Below are 17,111 nucleotides of genomic sequence, written 5' to 3'. Positions count from 1 at the left end.
TACCCCCTAAACTAGTTTTTATGCGATTTAGTTTAGGGGGTAAACCTTTGTGCAAAAACAAATAGGTGAAGCGGTAGAATTATTTGAAGAAGTAATGATATATGGGCAAGGAAAAGTTTTGAAATCAATCAATACAGAGCTATGGAAAAAGTTTTCTCCTGAACAGATTCAAATGTTAAAGCTGATTAAAAAGGAAGAGAAATTAACCTCGAATCAATTAGCAGAATTACAAGGTGTACATAAAAGCGCCATTTCCAATCGTTTAAAAAAGCTGGTGGAAAAAAATGTGGTGACAATGCTTGATTCTGAGGAAGATCAGCGTACAAAGTATATTGAATTAACAGAAGAAGGCGAGAAAGTTATTCAAAAATCTGATCAATTATTACATGATTATATCGAACACCTTTTTTCAGAGCATATTGAAGAAGCGGAATTAGCGCAATTCATTGAGATGTTTAAAAAAATAAAGAGTATATTACAACTGGGGGATGAAGATAAGTGAAACATGTTATTCGATTTAAATGGTGGATTGTAGCCTTTATTTTGCTTTTGACGATAGGATTATTTTTTGCTGCACCGAATTTAACGGAACAGGCAGAAGAAGCAGGAACTTTTCAATTAAAAGAGGGTGCAGATTCGCAACGTGCAGCGGAAATTTTAGAAGAAGCGGATGCTTCAGCTGATACAATTTCGATTGTTTTTGCATTGGATAGTGCGTTAGATGATGAGTCAGAAGCAACGATTGAAGATATCATCACAGAGCTTGAATCTTACGGGGATCCAGTGGTTGAGGTAATTAACCCTTTTGCTAATGATGAGCTTGCTGCACAATTTATTTCAGAGGATCAAGAAACGGTCTTACTGCCAATTACGGTTGAAGGTGAGCTAGAAGAGGTTAATGACTTCGCAGCGGAAATCACAGATTCCATTGTCCCGAGTGATTTAACTGCTTATGTGACAGGTGAAATGATTATTAACCATGAAGTGAATATGAGTGCGCAAGATGGCTTGAATCAGACAGAGGTTATCACAGTTATTCTCGTATTTGCGTTATTACTTGTGGTCTTCCGTTCGATCGTTACCCCGTTTGTTCCTTTGGTAGCAGTCGGTTTAACGTACTTATTAAGTCAATCGATCGTCGCCTTTTTGATCGAATGGGTAAACTTCCCAGTATCCAATTATACGCAAATATTTTTAGTTGCCGTGTTGTTTGGTATTGGAACGGACTATTGTATTTTACTCTTGAGCCGTTATAAAGAAGAACTAGCCGAGGGTGTAGATACGGAAAATGCAATTATCAATACCTACAAAACAGCAGGAAAAACATTAGTAGCAAGTGCGGTGTCTGGATTTCTTGCCTTTTTCGTAATTATCTTTGCAGATTTTCCAATCTATAAATCAGCAGCAGGAGTTGCGATTGGCGTAGCGGTACTCTTGGTTATGCTACTTACGATCATGCCGTTCTTTATGGCAGTGCTTAAGGATAAACTTTTCTGGCCATCGAAAAAAGTGGCGAATGATACAGATAGTAAGCTTTGGAAATGGATGTCGAAGCTTGCTGTCGGAAAACCAATTATGACGATTGTGATTGTATTGATCATTACGGTACCACTTTTATTTTCCTATAGTGAAGAAATTTCATTTGATATGACGGATGAAATAGGTTCTTCCTACGGATCGGTGAAAGGTCTAGATCGAATTGAAGAAGCATTTGGAAAAGGTGATGCCCTCCCTATCCAGATGATTTTGAAAAAAAATAGTGAAATGACGACGCAAGATGGTATCGCGTCATTAGAAGAAATCGTAACGGAATTAGAATCCATTGATGGCGTTAATTCCGTCCGAACAATTACAAGACCAGATGGCACGTTAATAGAAGATTTAAAAGTAGAGAATCAATATGAGCAAATAGAAGAAGGTTTCGCCGATATTAAGTCAGGGATGGAAGAAATAGAAAATGGGTTAAGGTCTATTAATGAAAATCTTACTGGCATCACCTCTCAACCTGTTCCGGGTATTGATGAGCAGACTGAGGACGCAAAGTCTAAGCTAGAAACGGCTATTAATATAATAGAAGAAAGTCGGTCAGAATTAGCTGAAGCGCAGGATGTTCCAGCTCTACTGGAAGACTTATCTGAGGTATCAAGCTTATTAACAGAAAGCTCTGATTCGTTAAATGAAGTAAGTGAAGGTTACGGAGCGCAAGGACCACAGCTTGCTGAAGTGGCAGGTGGACTTGAGCAGTTAGCGACCGGTGTGGCAGATACAAATGACGGAGTTGATGAACTTCATGCAGAGCTAGAGGAAGCTGGAGATTTAGTTTCTTCTATAGAAGAGAGCGATACTGCGAGTGAAACGGGGCTTTTTGTTCCAGAAGAGGTATTAAGTTCTGAAGATTTCGAAGGTGTACTAGATCAGTACAGTTTTGCAGATGGAGAAGGAATCTTTATCGAAGCAACACTTGTTGAGGACCCGTATTCTGTAGAAGCTATTGAGACATTGTCTGAGATAAAGGATGTAATGGCAGATACGGAATTAAGTGATGACTTGGCGGATGCAGAAATCGCCTATAGTGGCGTAACCAGCGTCAACTTTGATTTAAATGAAATCTCATCTGAAGATTATACAAGAACAATCATGATCATGCTCGGAAGTTTATTTGTCATCTTGCTAGTGTTGTTACGCTCTGTGATTATGCCGATTTACATGATCGGTTCCTTATTGATTACCTATTATGCGACGAGCGCAGTGGCAGAATTAATTTTTGTGAACGTACTCGGATATAACGGGATCACTTGGGCTGTGCCATTCTTTGGATTTGTAATGCTCGTGGCGCTCGGTGTCGACTATTCGATCTTCCTGTTGGAACGTTATAAGGAAGAAGTCGCAAAAGGAAAAGGAATAAAAGAAGCGATGCAAGTATCCATGGCTAAAATGGGTTCTGTTATTATCACGGCATCGATCATCTTAGCAGGTACCTTTGCTGCGATGATGCCATCGGGTGTGCTAAGTTTAATGCAGATTGCAACTATCGTAATCACAGGACTGCTGCTCTATGGCTTAATTATATTGCCACTCTTAATCCCAGCAGTCACCGTTCTACTAGGAAAAGCAGCATTCTTTCCGTGGAAAAGAAAATAATAATTGAAAAATCCTCCTGTCCGAGATTGGATAGGAGGATTTTTTTGGTGAGTTGGTGGGGGGATCTAGAAAGTTGCAAGCAAATCCGGAAAGTTGCAAGCAAATCCGGAAAGTTGCAAGCAAATCCGGAAAGTTGCAAGCAAATCCGGAAAGTTGCAAGCAAATCTGAAAAGTTGCAAGCAAATCTGAAAAGTTGCAAGCAAATCTGAAAAGTTGCAAGCAAATCTGAAAAGTTGCAAGCAAATCTGGAAAGTTGCAAGGAAATCTAGAAAGTTGCAAGGAAATCTAGAAAGTTGCAAGGAAATCTGGAAAGTTGCAAGCAAATCCACAAAGGCACAGGAAAACTAGTCAAAGGGTGAAAGCGCATATTCACTTAATTAGTGGAGTTAAATCATAGCTCCTATTCTTACAAGCATTTCTAGAGTTAAGATTCATCGCACTCAAAAGGCGTGATGTAGTGGAGGGAGATTCCAATCTAAAAAACCACCTGGCTTGTTTATTATTTATGGTTGGTCCGAAAAGGTGAGCGAATTCTCTTAGCGCTTCGTGATATGCTAACGGGTATTTTTGTTTGCATTTATCGCAGTACCAATTGCCATAGATTCGTTGAAGCACGTGGGGCTTGCATGTTGGGCAGAAAATTCCTTGCCTAATCTGACGGGGAGAGAGCTTGAATTCTTCTAATACATTTGCTGTGGCAGGACGATGTAGCTTTAATAATTTTTTTGTAGCAGCAGCTAATTGATTGCAATTCCACGCCTTTTTTGGATGCTTTGAAAAAAGTTGCTGAAGCTTAAAAGGAAGTTGTTGGACCGGCAGCATGTCTGGTTCTTCTTCAAGACTAAAGGATAGATTTACCTTTGGGTGCGTAAATATTACAAGGGTGTGAATTGGAATCTGTGGAAATTTGTGAAGATGGAGCAGGCTTCTAAGCTGTTCTTTCTGGAGATTTGCTTGGAGTAGGGGATGATCATAAACAATGGGTTCTTGATCAATATATTGAAGTAGCTGTCTTGCGTTGTTAATGGCTAGTGTGCCTTTGTAGTGCTTCACCTCAAGAATCACAATTAGATTTTCATGTAAGATCAACCCGTCAATTTGAAAAAATTGTTTCGCTAGCTCTAGTCTTAATCCATATAAATCATGATGGGTGCCTAATGAAAGTAGATTCACATAATAAGGAAGGCTGTTTTCTCCGAGATAACCGGCTAATTCACGTCCGTGGGCTTCCTCTAATTTGGGGTAAGTGTGCAGATCAAATCGATGTTGCAAAATATCTAGTTGATGCAGGCGCATCGTTTTTTGGGGGTATAAGTGGATCAATGTCTGGCTCCTTTCCTATTTGAATTAAAATAATTATAGCAAAATTGCTAGTTGCATGCTAGAAGCATGTCGGCTTAAGAAATGATAGAATAATAGGTAAATAAAAGAAGGAGGTACGACTACATGAATGTGATTTTAGATTGTGACCCGGGTCACGATGATGCGATTGCCATTATTTTAGCCGCGTCAAAAATTAGTCCTTTACATATAGAAGCGATCACAACGGTTGCTGGTAATGTTGGTGTGGAAAAAAATACGTTAAACACGCTGAAAATTTGTGATATTGTTGGATTAAAAGAGGTACCTGTTGCTCAAGGTTCCACTCGTCCGATGGTGAAAGAATCCGAGATAGCAGAAGAGATTCACGGTGAAAGTGGGCTAGATGGACCTAATCTTCCTGCTGTCCCACAAAAGGAAAAGATCGATCAACATGCGGTAGATTTAATCATTGAAAAGCTCATCGGTGCTAAAGAGCCTATCACGCTTGTACCAACTGGACCTTTAACCAATATTGCAATGGCTCTTGTGAAGGAGCCTAATATTAAAGCGAATATACAAGAGATAGTTTTAATGGGTGGAGGAACATTTGGTAATTGGACGCCAGCTGCTGAATTTAATATTTACGTTGATGCAGAAGCGGCTAAGGTGGTGTTTGAAAGTGGAGTGCCAATTCGTATGTTTGGATTAGATATAACCCACCAGGTGCTTGCTACTAATGAAACGATAACTGATTTGCAACAAATAAAAAATCCAGTGGCTGAATTTGTGGCTGAGCTCCTTGAATTTTTTATTCAGGCATACAAGGATCATTTCGATTTTGATGGTGGACCGATTCATGACGCGTGTACGGTAGCTCACTTGATGGATCCATCCATCTTTACCTTCGAACATGTTCATGTGGATATCGAAACAAAAGGGGAATTCACTTATGGAATGACTTCGGTAGACTTAGGCGGTGTAACAGGTAAGGCGCCGAATGTCTATGTTGCCACCGACTTAAACCAGGATAAATTTTGGTCACTATTTAAAGAAGCGATCTCTGCATATTAATGAAGGAAAGGGGGTAGCGTTATGCGGCCTAAAGTTACCATAGTCGGAAGTATCAATATGGATTTATTAACCTCGACAGATCAATTCCCTAGCCAGGGTGAAACGATTCGTGGAACGGATTTCCAGACGGCACCTGGTGGAAAAGGAGCGAATCAAGCAGTAGCTGCTGCAAGGTTAGGTGCAGATGTCCAGATGATTGGCTGCGTTGGCGCTGATAGTTTTGGTGAAGAGTTAAAGGGGCATTTAAAAAATGAATCTGTCGATACAACGCATATCCAAACAATTGAGCACGAGCCGTCGGGTTTAGCGAATATTATTTTATCTGAAAAAGACAACAGAATTATCATTATTCCCGGAGCGAATGGTCATGTAACACCGGAATATGTGGAAGCAAGAAAGGATGCTATTTTATCTAGCGATTATGTGGTGATTCAATTTGAAATTCCGAAACAGACCATTGAATATTGTATCGATCTTTGCCACCAACATGATATCCCGCTGATCATTAATCCGGCTCCAGCGATGGAATTAGATACTTCTTACTGGGAAAAAGCAACTTACATTACGCCAAACGATACAGAAGCATCCCAGCTTTTTTCAGATGAAATGCATCATTTGAATGAAAAATTAATTATTACAATGGGTGCGGAAGGTGTGCAATTTTCAGAAAATCTCGAAGAAAAAATGGTATCGTCGCATGAGGTGGAAGTTGTGGATACAACAGGTGCGGGGGATACGTTTAACGGAGCACTAGCAGTAGCGCTAGCAGAAAAACTTGACCTGAAAGAGGCGATAGCGTTTGCCAACGCAGCTGCTGCTCTTTCGATCACAAAGCTTGGCGCGCAACAGGGAATGCCGACAAAAAAAGAAGTATTCGAATTATTAACGAAAACGAAAGATAAAAAGGATTGATACGAAGTGACGAAACAAATATTTGATAACGACTGGCAGGAAGTATTAGAAGCAGAATTACAAAAGGATTATTATCTAGAGTTACGTGAGTTTTTAAAGCATGAGTATCAACTGGAAACCATCTATCCACCGATGAAAGATATTTTTAATGCCCTACACGATACGCCTTTTGAAAAAGTTAAAGTGGTTATTTTGGGACAGGACCCATATCATGGTCCTGATCAAGCCCATGGTCTTAGTTTTTCCGTGAATCCAGGGGTGAAAATTCCCCCTTCTCTAAGAAACATCTACAAGGAATTACAAGCTGATATTGGATGTGAAATACCGAAGCATGGTTATTTAGTAAAATGGGCGGAACAAGGAGTATTACTGCTTAATAATGTTTTGACAGTAAGAGCAGGACAAGCCCATTCCCATCAAGGAAAAGGCTGGGAAGTGTTTACCAATCAAGTAATTGAACAGCTCAATAAGAAACAAACCCCTGTCGTTTATATATTATGGGGAGCGGCTGCGCAGAAAAAAGAGGCTTTGATCGATACGAATAAACACTATATTATTCGTTCCGTGCATCCAAGTCCGCTGTCAGCACATCGTGGATTTTTTGGAAGTAAGCCATTTTCAAAAGCAAATCAGCTGTTAGAAGAAACAAATCAAACTCCAATCGATTGGGAATTACCAAAATTGGATACTTAAACAAAAAGACTCAAGCCAAATTGCTTGAGTCTTATTTCATATTCTGTGATTTAATCAACTCTTTAATTTCCGCTAATTCGCGCCTTATTTCTCTAATTTCACTAGTGTCCTCTTTAATTTCAGTTGTATCTTCCTTTATCTCATCTGTTTCTCCTTCAATACCCTCTGAAATTTTTTGTGCGTTATTTACGATTTCCCCGACAATTAAGTTAATCATAATAAAAGTTGCTACTACGATAAAGGAAATAAAATAAAGCCAAGACCACGGTGCTTCCGCAAATATAGGTCGGAAAATTCCGCTTGCCCATGATTCCAATGTGAAAATTTGAAAGAGAGTAATAAAGCTAAGATGAAGGTTCCCAAAAAATTCAGGCGATATGTCTCTATAAAAAGAGGTACCTAAAATAGCATACACATAGAAAATAATAGCCATAATTAACATAACACTGCTAATTGTTGGTATGGCCATAAATAGCGCTGTCACAATTCTCCTTAAAGATGGGACTGCTGTAATTGTCCGCATAATACGTAAGACACGTAAAATTCGTAATACACTCACAAATGGTGTGCTATATAAAATAATACTGCCTACGACAATAACAAAATCAAAAATATTCCAACCATTCATGAAATAACTCTTTTGATCTACAATAATTTTTAAAACCACTTCAATTAGGAATATTAGAAGGATGATAAAATCAATCCAAAAAAATAAACCTTTAAACGGTGTATAGACAGCATCGAAAGTTTCTAAGCCTATCAAGATAGCATTAAAAACAATTAATCCAGTAATAAAATGTGTAAATCCGTTACTTTTAACAAATGAAGCTAATGCATTCTGATTATCCCCAGTCATATATTTATTATTCCTTTCCTGATCAGATCTATCCCAAAGTTCATTATAACATTTTAAACATAAAAAGAAGAAATGTTTCCTTACGAAAATCATCTTGAATTTGAATGGTTTGATTTTGAGATAAAAACTAGATAATAAGAGAAAAACGAAGAAATTTGTCGATAACTACAAATTTATTAAAAAATGGCAAAAAAATTAAAAACAGTAGTTTAGTCATGGGAAAATGAAGAAAGTCCTAATGATAAAAAATTATAAAGAGTACAAAGAAAAAAATTTTGCTAATTGTGACTAAAGAGTGAATCTTTATACTTACTATAAATTACTTGAACATACACCCGACCGTATAAAAATTGAAAAATAAACATTGTATAGGCATTTGGTAATGCAATGGGTTATTTGACAATAAATAAGAATAGTTAGAAAATAATTCTATTCGTAGTAAGGGAAAATTTTAACAGTTTTATGAAGTGAAGTAGCACAATAAGGAGAAGGCAGATGATTGAATCAAAAAAACGGGCACTTATTTTTTTCTTGTTAGCATTTATTTTAGCGTTAGTAGTAGGGTTTTTAGTGTTTGAAAAGGTGAAAGAATTAAATGCAGAGCTGGGGGGTATGACAGAGGTTTATGTGGCAAGTGGAGAAATCCCATCTAGGGCCATTATCCAAGAGAATCAGTTAACGGTAATGGAACTGCCAAATAAGTTCGTAACGGCATCACATATTACGAACAAAAGTGATTTAGAAAATCGCGTTTCTGTTGTTCCTTTATCAAGTGGAGATATCATCACAAAAAATATGATTAAACCAGTATCCAATTTGCAAGATGTTAATAATCGACTTGTCTCGATATATCGCACAGAAACAATTCAGTTTGACCAAGTAGTAGAGGCTTTGGATCGGGTAGATATTATTGTTTCTAACGAGATAGATGGAGAAAAGGAAACAAAGTTATTTATGCAGGACGTGCCAGTCGTCTATGCCCAAGGAACTTCTGATAATTTTTCAGGTATAGCAGTAGAAGTATCTGTGGAGGAAGCAAAAAACTTAATACATGCTCAAAACTACTCCGAACACATCCGAATTTTGAAAGCAAATGTCGGTAAAGATGATGTGCTCACAGATATGCCTGAAAATAATACGGAAGAAGCTGAAGAAGTTGCAGAAGAAACTGAGCAAGTAACAGAAGAAGAAAAACCTCAGGAAGAACCAGCAGAAGAGCCTCAAGAAGAAGCAACAGAAGAACCTCAGAAAGAACAAGAAAAATCAGAAGAAAATACAGAGGATACGGAATAACATGGATAATAATTTGTCCTGTTAGAGACTCAAGGAGAATTATCAGATGGAAAAAAATCTAGATATTTTAATTGTTAGTGAAGAAGAAGCAATCACAAATCAATTGCTGAATGCTTTGGATCAGGAAGAAAATTTGATAACGGTTATTCAAAATGATGACGTATCACGAGAAGTTAATAGACAAACACGCGATATGGTAATTCTTATTCAATCGAATAAAGACTATATCGTTGATCAGGTGCAGTACATAAAATCTATTAACCCTAACACGTATGTCATTTTTCTAGCAACTGACTCAGATATTAACGTTTTACGCAGTGTGATGCGCGCAGGAGCAGAAGAATTTTTCATCCTTCCTGATGAGCTTTCTTTATTTATTAGCAGATTTCCAACGATTCAAAAAAACCATCAAATCAAGGTTCGTTCAGAAAAAGAGCAAACTGTAACGTTTGGAAAAGGAAGAGGCCATATATTCGGATTTTACAGTGGAAAAGGTGGAACAGGAAAATCGTTGATTGCCTCTACATTTGCCCAAACGATTAAATTAGAATCCGCAGCAGAGGTCATCCTAATCGACTTAGATATGCAATATGGTGGAATAGAGACAATTATGTCACTAGAAACAAATCGATCGATTGCTGATTTGAAGCCAGTCATACAAGAATTAAATGAAAATCACATCAGAAATGTATCGCAAACGGAGAAGCATTCCAAATTAGAGATTCTTATAAGTCCATGTGATGCAGAGGTTGGAGAAGTTTTAGATGAAGAATTTATTAGTAAGCTGCTTCGAACGTGCAGAAGGTCCTTCGATTATTGCATTCTAGATCTTCCGTCACATATAAATAGCGTTAGTGCAACTGCTTTAGAAGAAGCGGATAAGCTCTATTATGTATTATTACCAGAAACAACTTCTTTAAAGGTTTTAAAATACTATGAAGAATTATGTGAGCGATTGGGAATTAATCTGCAAGGCAATATGGAAGTAATTATCAATAATGTAGCAAAAGAAACGGAACTAAAGGAAAAGGATTTAAAGGAACTGATTCGTTTCCCTATTGCGACAACGATTAGAAAAGACTATAAAGGTCTTCAGTCTTTTGTGAATAAAGGAGAACCGATTAGAAAAGCACAAAAAGAAAAATTAATTCCTTTTGCAAAGGATATCAGGAAATTCACCAATGCAGTTTTAGGCTAGGAGGTGTGGATGATGGCATCATTATTTGATAAACGAAAAGAGAAGTTCACACAAACAAGAACTGTTCCAAATGAACAAAACTTATATATTGAAAGATTAGTAGAACATTATAAAGCAAGACTTTTACGCGATACGAACCTAGAAGCCTTAACGAGCTTAAGCCAAGGGGAAATGCGCTTAAAGATCGAGCAGCTGGTCTCTCAATTTATGTCAGAGGAAAAAGTAATTATTCCAAGACATGATAAAGAATTATTGATTAGTAGAATTCTAGATGAATCAGTTGGTTTCGGTCCATTAGAGCCTTTAATCGATGACGATACGATTACGGAAATATTAATCAATGGCCATGACGAGCTCTATATTGAGCGGTTTGGTAAATTGCAGAAAAGTAATATTACATTTAGAGATGACGAGCATGTCAGGCATGTAGTGGACCGGATTGTTGCCCCTATCGGAAGAAGAATCGATGAAAGTTCACCAATGGTTGATGCTAGGCTACCAGATGGAAGTCGTGTTAACGCGGTAATCCCACCGGTCAGTCTGCAAGGTACATTGGTTTCGATTAGAAAGTTCCGGAAAGAGCCGTTTAAAATGGAAGACATGCTCAGCTTTGAGACATTAAATGATAATATGGCGCTCTTTTTAGACGCTGTGATTAAATCAAAGCTAAATACACTTATTTCTGGCGGAACAGGCTCAGGTAAAACTACCTTACTTAACGTATTAGCTACAAGTATTCCACAGTTTGAACGGGTTATTACCATTGAAGACTCTGCAGAACTAAGGTTAGATCGTCCAAATGTGGTGGGAATGGAAGCTCGTTCAGCAAACGTAGAAGGAACGGGTGAAATTACAATAAGACAGCTTGTACGAAATGCCCTCCGGATGCGTCCTGATCGAATTATTGTCGGTGAGGTTCGAAGCGGCGAAGCGTTTGATATGCTACAAGCGATGAATACAGGGCATGAAGGTTCTGTAACAACAGTTCACGCAAATTCTCCTGACGATGCACTAAGGCGTGTGGAAGCGATGGTAGTTATGGCAGGTCTGGAATTACCATCCAAAATAATTCGTGAATATATCGTAGGAGCTTTAGATATTATTGTTCAAGTAAACCGTCTAACAGATGGAACAAGGAAAATAGTATCGATATCAGAGGTGAAGAAAAATGCAGGCGGTGAGCATGAAATCAGGGAAATATTCACTTTTAAGAGAACCAAGATGCAAAAGGGGGGCAAGGTAGAAGGCTATTATGCCCCCACAGGATATGTACCCCAATGCTTGGAGAGATTACACACCTTTGGCAACGAAATCTCTGAATCTATCTTTCATCAGGTTGATGAGGGGGTGAGGTTATGACAGCTGCCATTCTCGCCTGTGTTGCAACCTTATTATTTATCATTGGCATAACCTATCAATTAGACTTTCGAAAAGAAAAAAGAGAGTGGCGTAAAAAAGCAGAAGACTTTTATCATCCAGACGGGAAACGAAGAAGCTTTATTGTTGTTCTTGGAGATCGATATGATCAAACAGAAGCCGCAAAGCCAATGTTTGAGAAATTGAAAGCTTCGAATATTCCCTTAACCCCTTCTGAATTTATTGGTGCGCAAATCGTAGCTTTAATGGGTCTTATTTTAGTCCTCGCCAATATGTTTAAGTTACATCTTCTTCTAAGCTTGTTTGTATCTGTTGCCCTGTTAGAGGGTGGAAAAAGAGTTATTTTCATGGTTCGAAAAAATAAGATGAGAGAACGATTAGCAGATCAATTACCAGAGATTTGTCGCATCCTCGCAAACTCTACTCGATCCGGTATGACGCTTAACCAAGGAATTCAAATGGTAGCACAAGAAATCTCAGATCCTGCTAAGAGCGAATTTAAAAGGCTTGCACATGAATTATCCTTAGGTATTGATTTTAATTCTGCGATTAAATCAATGGAGAAAAGAGTCGATAACAGGGAGTTTAAATTATTCGTAGCCACTGTGATGATTCAGAAAAAAGCTGGAGGTAATTTATCAGCGATTCTTGAGGAAATGAGTCAAACCTTAGAGGATCGAAAAATATTAAAACAAGAAATAAAAACGATGACAGCTGAACAAAGGTATGTTGCTTATCTCGTACCAGTAATACCAATCTTTCTCGTGTTAATGATGAATAATATAATCGATGGATTTTTAGATCCCCTATTTAGCGGGATTGGAATACTATTGTTGCTTTTCTTTATGGGCGGAACGGTTTTAACCTTCTTCCTCGTTAGAAAAGTTACCAATATAAGGGTGTGACGACGTGGATGGATTAATTATTATCTTTTTATTATTAACACTCTTATTCATCGGTTTAAGCTTAAGGAGCTTTTATAGCTACACCGTCTATAAACAGGAGCTACGTAAAGAATTAAAAGAGCAGACTTACGTACAAAACATTTTTGAGAAGAAAGAAACACGCAAAGATAAAATGTTAGCAAAAGTTTTTCAGTATGCAGACGATTTTTCTCATATTGGTCAACGCATTAACTTTTACAGTGAAAATCATGATGTGAAGAAATGGTTGATGCAAGCAGGCTATCCATATCAGCTAACGGTAGATAGGTTTCAGGGTCTTAAAATATTTTTTATGATCATTGGTGTCATTATTGGTGGGATCGGGTTAATACTCCGTTTGCCATTTTCGGAATTAACAGTCATTATTTATCCGGTTGTAGGTTATGTCGGAGTTATTTTCTGGATGAAAGATAAAGCAAAAAAACGCCAAGAGGAGCTTGCTTATCAGCTGCCGGATTTTCTAGATACGATGAGCGTTACCTTAAAAGCAGGGTTAGGCCTAGATCAAGCTTTACGAGATATCGTTCCATATTTTGAAGGACCAGTACAAGAAGAATTTGGTCGTTTTATCCAGGAGATTAGCGTAGGGGTGCCACGTGGTGAAGCGTATCGTACCTTGCTCAATCGAAATGAAAGTAAAGAATTTCAACTATTAATCAAAGCATTGATTCAAGGGGAAAGGCTAGGAATACCAATTTCTAAGACCTTTGAGCAGCAAGCAGAAGAAATGCGGAAAATTAAAAAGGAATTAATCAAAGAGAAAGCTGCAAAGGCTTCTCCAAAAGTAACGCTTATCACTACTTTCGTCGTTTTACCAAGCTCGCTTGTTCTAATAGGTGGGTTGATGATCATTAATATGTTTAGTCAGAACAGTAACATTTTTCAGCTGCTTCAATAAAAATTAACATAAAATAAAAAATTTAAAGGAGATGTTTGGACATGAGTAAATTACTAGCTTTATATACAAAGGTGACAACCCCATTAAAAAATGAAAAGGGTGCACAATCACTGGAATGGTTAGGAATCGCAGCATTATTAATTTTAGTACTAGGGATTATTTCAACAGCTGTTAGTAATCAATCGGGAGGTATTGAACAGATCATATCGAAAATTATAACAAAGATAGGCAACATGGTAGGTTAATAATCTCATAATTAGTTGAATGTCAAATGAATAGGAGTGTTAGTTTCCTTGAAAAAATTAATTCCATACATTGCGTTTATTCTACTGCTATTAGTCGCATGTAACGAAGAAGTAAAAGAAGAATCAACAAACCTAGAAGAAGGTCAGGTAATAACCCCTGATGAGGAAAAAAAAGTTACTGAAGAAGATGAATTGAAGGAAGAAGAGGAGGAGAGTGAAGAAGCTTCGGTAACGATCGAAGCGGATCCTCTCCCTTCAAACTTTAAAGAATTAGAAGCACTTCCAGTAGGGAAGTATGCAGGGAAAGTATATTTATTTAGTGATGGCTTACTAATAGAAGAAGAAAAAATTTTAGAAGAAGTAGACGGTATTCCGGATATACCGGAAGAACCAACTTCAGCAGAATTAGACTATGTGTACAGGGAGTTATTGAAATTGGTTCAAGAAGACTTTAATGGACCTGATAAATTATTAAAGGAAATGAAATTTCAGTTTGCTGGCAATCCTGAGATCGAAGACACAAGATTTCAATTTAAAGATCAATTAAATATCTCTATCCTGTTAGATGCTTCTGGTAGTATGGCACAGGAAGTGAACGGAAAGACCAAAATGGCTGCTGCCAAAGATGCGATTGTTCAATTTTTAGAAGCCCTGCCTACAGAAGCGAATGTTGGATTACGTGTCTACGGGCATAAAGGAACAGGTGATGATAGTGATAAAGAATTATCCTGTAGTAGTTCTGAGATTATATACGATTACAAGTCATATGAAAGCGGAGCATTTAAGGAAGCATTAAATAAAGTGAATCCTGCAGGCTGGACGCCCAATGGGCTAGCATTAAAAGAAGCGCAGAATGACCTAGCAGATTTTGATGGCAAGCAAAATACCAATATTGTCTACCTCGTGAGTGATGGGATTGAAACCTGTGAAACGAATCCTGTCGAAGCAGCCAAAAATCTATATAACTCCAATATTACGCCGATTATTAATGTGCTTGGATTTGATGTTGATAATGAGGGACAGAATCATTTACAAGAAATCGCAGACTCGGTCGAGGGTATTTATCAAACGGTTAGAGATGAAAGTGAATTAACAAAAGAATTAGATAAAATCAATCAACTCGCCGAAGCGTGGAGTGATTGGAAAGAACAGAACCAAAAAGAGGCAGGCTATAAGGAAACACAAAATAGTTTGGCTATTTTTAGTTATATAGTAGATCAAGGACTCCTTGAGACACAGGAAAGAGAAGCGATTTATAATATTCTACATGCCCTTAAGGAGGCAGGGGAAATATCTTCAGAAACATTTCACAAGCTGGATAAGAAAAACTCTGCATATCATCGTTGGGTACGTGAAGAAATGGATAGCTTAGAACAAGAATTAGATGATTTAAATGAAGCAAGTTATCAAGAATCGATTGAAGCTATTGAAGAAAAATATCAAATGAATGCAGAATAGTGAGATCAGGTAAAAGAGAGTAATCAACTGTACGCAATTAATGCACCCTACCTTTCTCTTAATCTAGTTAAGATTTCTATGCTATGTGTCCTTTTGGGACACTGAACATGAAATTGTTATCTTTAACTAATGAAATTAGTAGGAAGAAGGTGAATTTATTGAAGAGGAACAAATTACAACGAATCATTTCGATAGTTTTAATCAGCACCATTCTGTTTTGGACTGCATTTCCAATTGTAAGCTATGCTAGTTTCATCACACCAGGTCAAGCCATTAATCCAGGTCAAGCAATCACTCCTGGAGATCCAATTTCAGGTGGTGAGTTTATTGCGCCTGGAGAGGTTTATGAGTATGGTATTGCGATTGAAGATGGACAAAAACTTGGTACAAGTAACAATTGGAATTCTGAGCAGTCGATTATTCAAAGGAATTCTTTTACTGGTGGAGTATATATCATTCCGAATACACCTTGGCAGCCATCCTTCTTTCAATTTGATTCAACTCCAATAAGTTCAGGTATAAAAGTGGCAGGAGAGAGAGCCGATTCAACTGTTGAAGGTGAAGCAAACGGAAATAGCGTTGACAGTAGAAATTTAGTTGATTCTGGTCAGAACGGTGCAAATGCTAACGTGGGAGGAAGTGAAAGTGATGACGGTCTAGCTGTAGACGGTGGGATTGAAAGCTCGAATAATAATGGTCAAGCCCCCTATGCTACCGGAAACACTTCGCTTGGACATATTCTAGATGGAAATGGGTTCTTAACAGGAAGTATCATGAATGGCAATTCGACAAATGAAAATGGCACAAGTGGGAACTCAACAAGTCAAAATGATTCAGAATCAGAAGAAAATAATATCTCCTTGTTAAATGCAGCTTTTAGTACAACAGATGATAGTAAAGGGTTCTTGGGTCAAGTTAAAGGTTTTCTTACTGACACCAAAACTTATATTTTTGATTTTGGGGATAACATTGCGCAAGGGGTAACTTCTATTTATGCAGGGTTTGATTTTAACGAAAAAGCAGATGGATATTATGGTGTAAAGGGCAAGAATAAATTAAATAATCGAGCAGCGAATTGGTTTTATGATCGTTATCGTCAATATTCCTTTGAGGGAAAGGACGTACAATTCGGACCTCAATCAAGAAGAATTGGGGAAACAAGATATAATGCTTTTCTTAGAAGTAAATCAATTGGGGGAACGGGTGGCCTACTTAAAAATATTGCTACTTCAACTAAATCAGCGTTAAATAGCTCTTGGAATTTAGGATCTAGAAGTTTCTATAAACCATCAAATATGGCAAAGTTAGGTGGTCCTGTTGGTATTATATTAACTTCGTTTGATTCAATATATGAACATACTCAAAAAAAAGATGAATTTGAAATAACCGACTTTGCGGCTTCTTTAACGACCGATGTTGCTATTGGTGTAGCTTCTACTGCAATTGGTTCAATAGCTTCAAGTGCTGCTGCAGGAGCTGTGGCAGGTTCTATGGTCCCAGTAGCTGGCACCATAGTGGGAGCAACTTTTGGTTTATTGGTTGGCATATTTACTACTTATCTTATTAATGGAACCTCAATTGGTAGACGAGTGAAGGATGCCGTTACTAATACTGTAAAAAAAGGCTATGATGGGGTAGCAAAAGGAGCGAAATGGGCTGCTAATGGTATTTCTTCAGGCTTTTCAAAAATAGGGGCATTATTTGGCGGGTAAAAGTTTCTGCC

At 37.7% G+C, this 17,111-nt stretch carries 15 protein-coding genes; 13 read left to right on the top strand and 2 right to left on the bottom strand.

Going from position 1 to position 17,111, the window contains the following annotated elements:
• The first annotated feature begins 49 nt into the window (after nt 1–49).
• Nucleotides 50–502, top strand: a complete 453-nt coding sequence (locus tag DFR57_RS12340; protein ID WP_114353518.1) for a MarR family winged helix-turn-helix transcriptional regulator — start codon at nt 50–52, stop codon at nt 500–502.
• Nucleotides 499–3,141 carry an MMPL family transporter gene (locus tag DFR57_RS12335; RefSeq protein ID WP_114353517.1) on the top strand — a complete coding sequence of 881 codons (2,643 nt, stop codon included), beginning with the start codon at nt 499–501 and terminating at the stop codon, nt 3,139–3,141. The genes DFR57_RS12340 and DFR57_RS12335 overlap by 4 nt, the downstream gene beginning before the upstream one ends.
• 369 nt (nt 3,142–3,510) lie before the next feature.
• Here the strand turns inward: DFR57_RS12335 and DFR57_RS12330 are convergent, their stop codons facing one another.
• Entirely contained in the window at nt 3,511–4,464 is a 954-nt protein-coding gene (locus tag DFR57_RS12330) for a nuclease-related domain-containing protein (RefSeq protein ID WP_114353516.1), read from the bottom strand.
• Between the two features lie 123 nt (nt 4,465–4,587).
• On the opposite strand from DFR57_RS12330, the gene DFR57_RS12325 reads away from it, so the two are divergent.
• The 3 genes from DFR57_RS12325 to DFR57_RS12315 are packed head-to-tail and all read left to right on the top strand — an operon-like array spanning nt 4,588 to nt 7,119.
• Entirely contained in the window at nt 4,588–5,514 is a 927-nt protein-coding gene (locus DFR57_RS12325) for a nucleoside hydrolase (protein WP_114353515.1), read from the top strand.
• 21 nt (nt 5,515–5,535) lie between these two features.
• Nucleotides 5,536–6,426 (top strand): ribokinase, encoded by an 891-nt coding sequence (rbsK, locus tag DFR57_RS12320; protein WP_114353514.1) that lies wholly within the window; start codon nt 5,536–5,538, stop codon nt 6,424–6,426.
• 6 nt (nt 6,427–6,432) lie between these two features.
• On the top strand, nt 6,433–7,119 hold the full coding sequence (locus DFR57_RS12315) for a uracil-DNA glycosylase (protein WP_114353513.1): 687 nt from the start codon (nt 6,433–6,435) through the stop codon (nt 7,117–7,119).
• A gap of 31 nt (nt 7,120–7,150) precedes the next feature.
• On the opposite strand, the gene DFR57_RS12310 is transcribed toward DFR57_RS12315, so the two are convergent.
• The gene (locus DFR57_RS12310) at nt 7,151–7,975 is read right to left on the bottom strand and encodes an ion transporter (protein WP_114353512.1); all 825 of its coding nucleotides are present in this window, start codon (nt 7,973–7,975) and stop codon (nt 7,151–7,153) included.
• A gap of 495 nt (nt 7,976–8,470) precedes the next feature.
• On the opposite strand from DFR57_RS12310, the gene cpaB reads away from it, so the two are divergent.
• The 8 genes from cpaB (at nt 8,471) to DFR57_RS12270 (ending at nt 17,100) form a co-directional block, all read left to right on the top strand.
• Entirely contained in the window at nt 8,471–9,268 is a 798-nt protein-coding gene (cpaB, locus tag DFR57_RS12305; RefSeq protein WP_114353511.1) for a Flp pilus assembly protein CpaB, read from the top strand.
• Between the two features lie 46 nt (nt 9,269–9,314).
• Complete coding sequence (locus tag DFR57_RS12300; RefSeq protein ID WP_114353510.1) at nt 9,315–10,466, top strand: CpaE/TadZ family protein; 1,152 nt, start codon at nt 9,315–9,317, stop codon at nt 10,464–10,466.
• A 12-nt stretch (nt 10,467–10,478) separates the two neighbouring features.
• Nucleotides 10,479–11,825, top strand: a complete 1,347-nt coding sequence (locus DFR57_RS12295) for a TadA family conjugal transfer-associated ATPase (RefSeq protein WP_114353509.1) — start codon at nt 10,479–10,481, stop codon at nt 11,823–11,825.
• A complete protein-coding gene (locus DFR57_RS12290) occupies nt 11,822–12,748 on the top strand; it encodes a type II secretion system F family protein (RefSeq protein WP_114353508.1) in 927 nt (308 codons plus the stop codon). The genes DFR57_RS12295 and DFR57_RS12290 overlap by 4 nt, the downstream gene beginning before the upstream one ends.
• A 4-nt stretch (nt 12,749–12,752) precedes the next feature.
• Nucleotides 12,753–13,685, top strand: coding sequence for a type II secretion system F family protein (locus tag DFR57_RS12285; protein ID WP_114353507.1), 933 nt, complete (start codon nt 12,753–12,755; stop codon nt 13,683–13,685).
• A gap of 41 nt (nt 13,686–13,726) precedes the next feature.
• Nucleotides 13,727–13,930 (top strand): hypothetical protein, encoded by a 204-nt coding sequence (locus DFR57_RS12280; protein WP_114353506.1) that lies wholly within the window; start codon nt 13,727–13,729, stop codon nt 13,928–13,930.
• A gap of 48 nt (nt 13,931–13,978) precedes the next feature.
• Nucleotides 13,979–15,388, top strand: coding sequence for a vWA domain-containing protein (locus DFR57_RS12275; RefSeq protein ID WP_170132976.1), 1,410 nt, complete (start codon nt 13,979–13,981; stop codon nt 15,386–15,388).
• Nucleotides 15,389–15,546: 158 nt separating this feature from the next.
• Nucleotides 15,547–17,100 (top strand): hypothetical protein, encoded by a 1,554-nt coding sequence (locus tag DFR57_RS12270; RefSeq protein WP_114353505.1) that lies wholly within the window; start codon nt 15,547–15,549, stop codon nt 17,098–17,100.
• The last annotated feature ends 11 nt before the right edge of the window (nt 17,101–17,111 follow it).

Source organism: Saliterribacillus persicus (genome assembly GCF_003337485.1).
Taxonomy (GTDB): Bacteria; Bacillota; Bacilli; order Bacillales; family Amphibacillaceae; genus Saliterribacillus; species Saliterribacillus persicus.
This window is presented reverse-complemented; position numbering and strand designations above follow the sequence as displayed.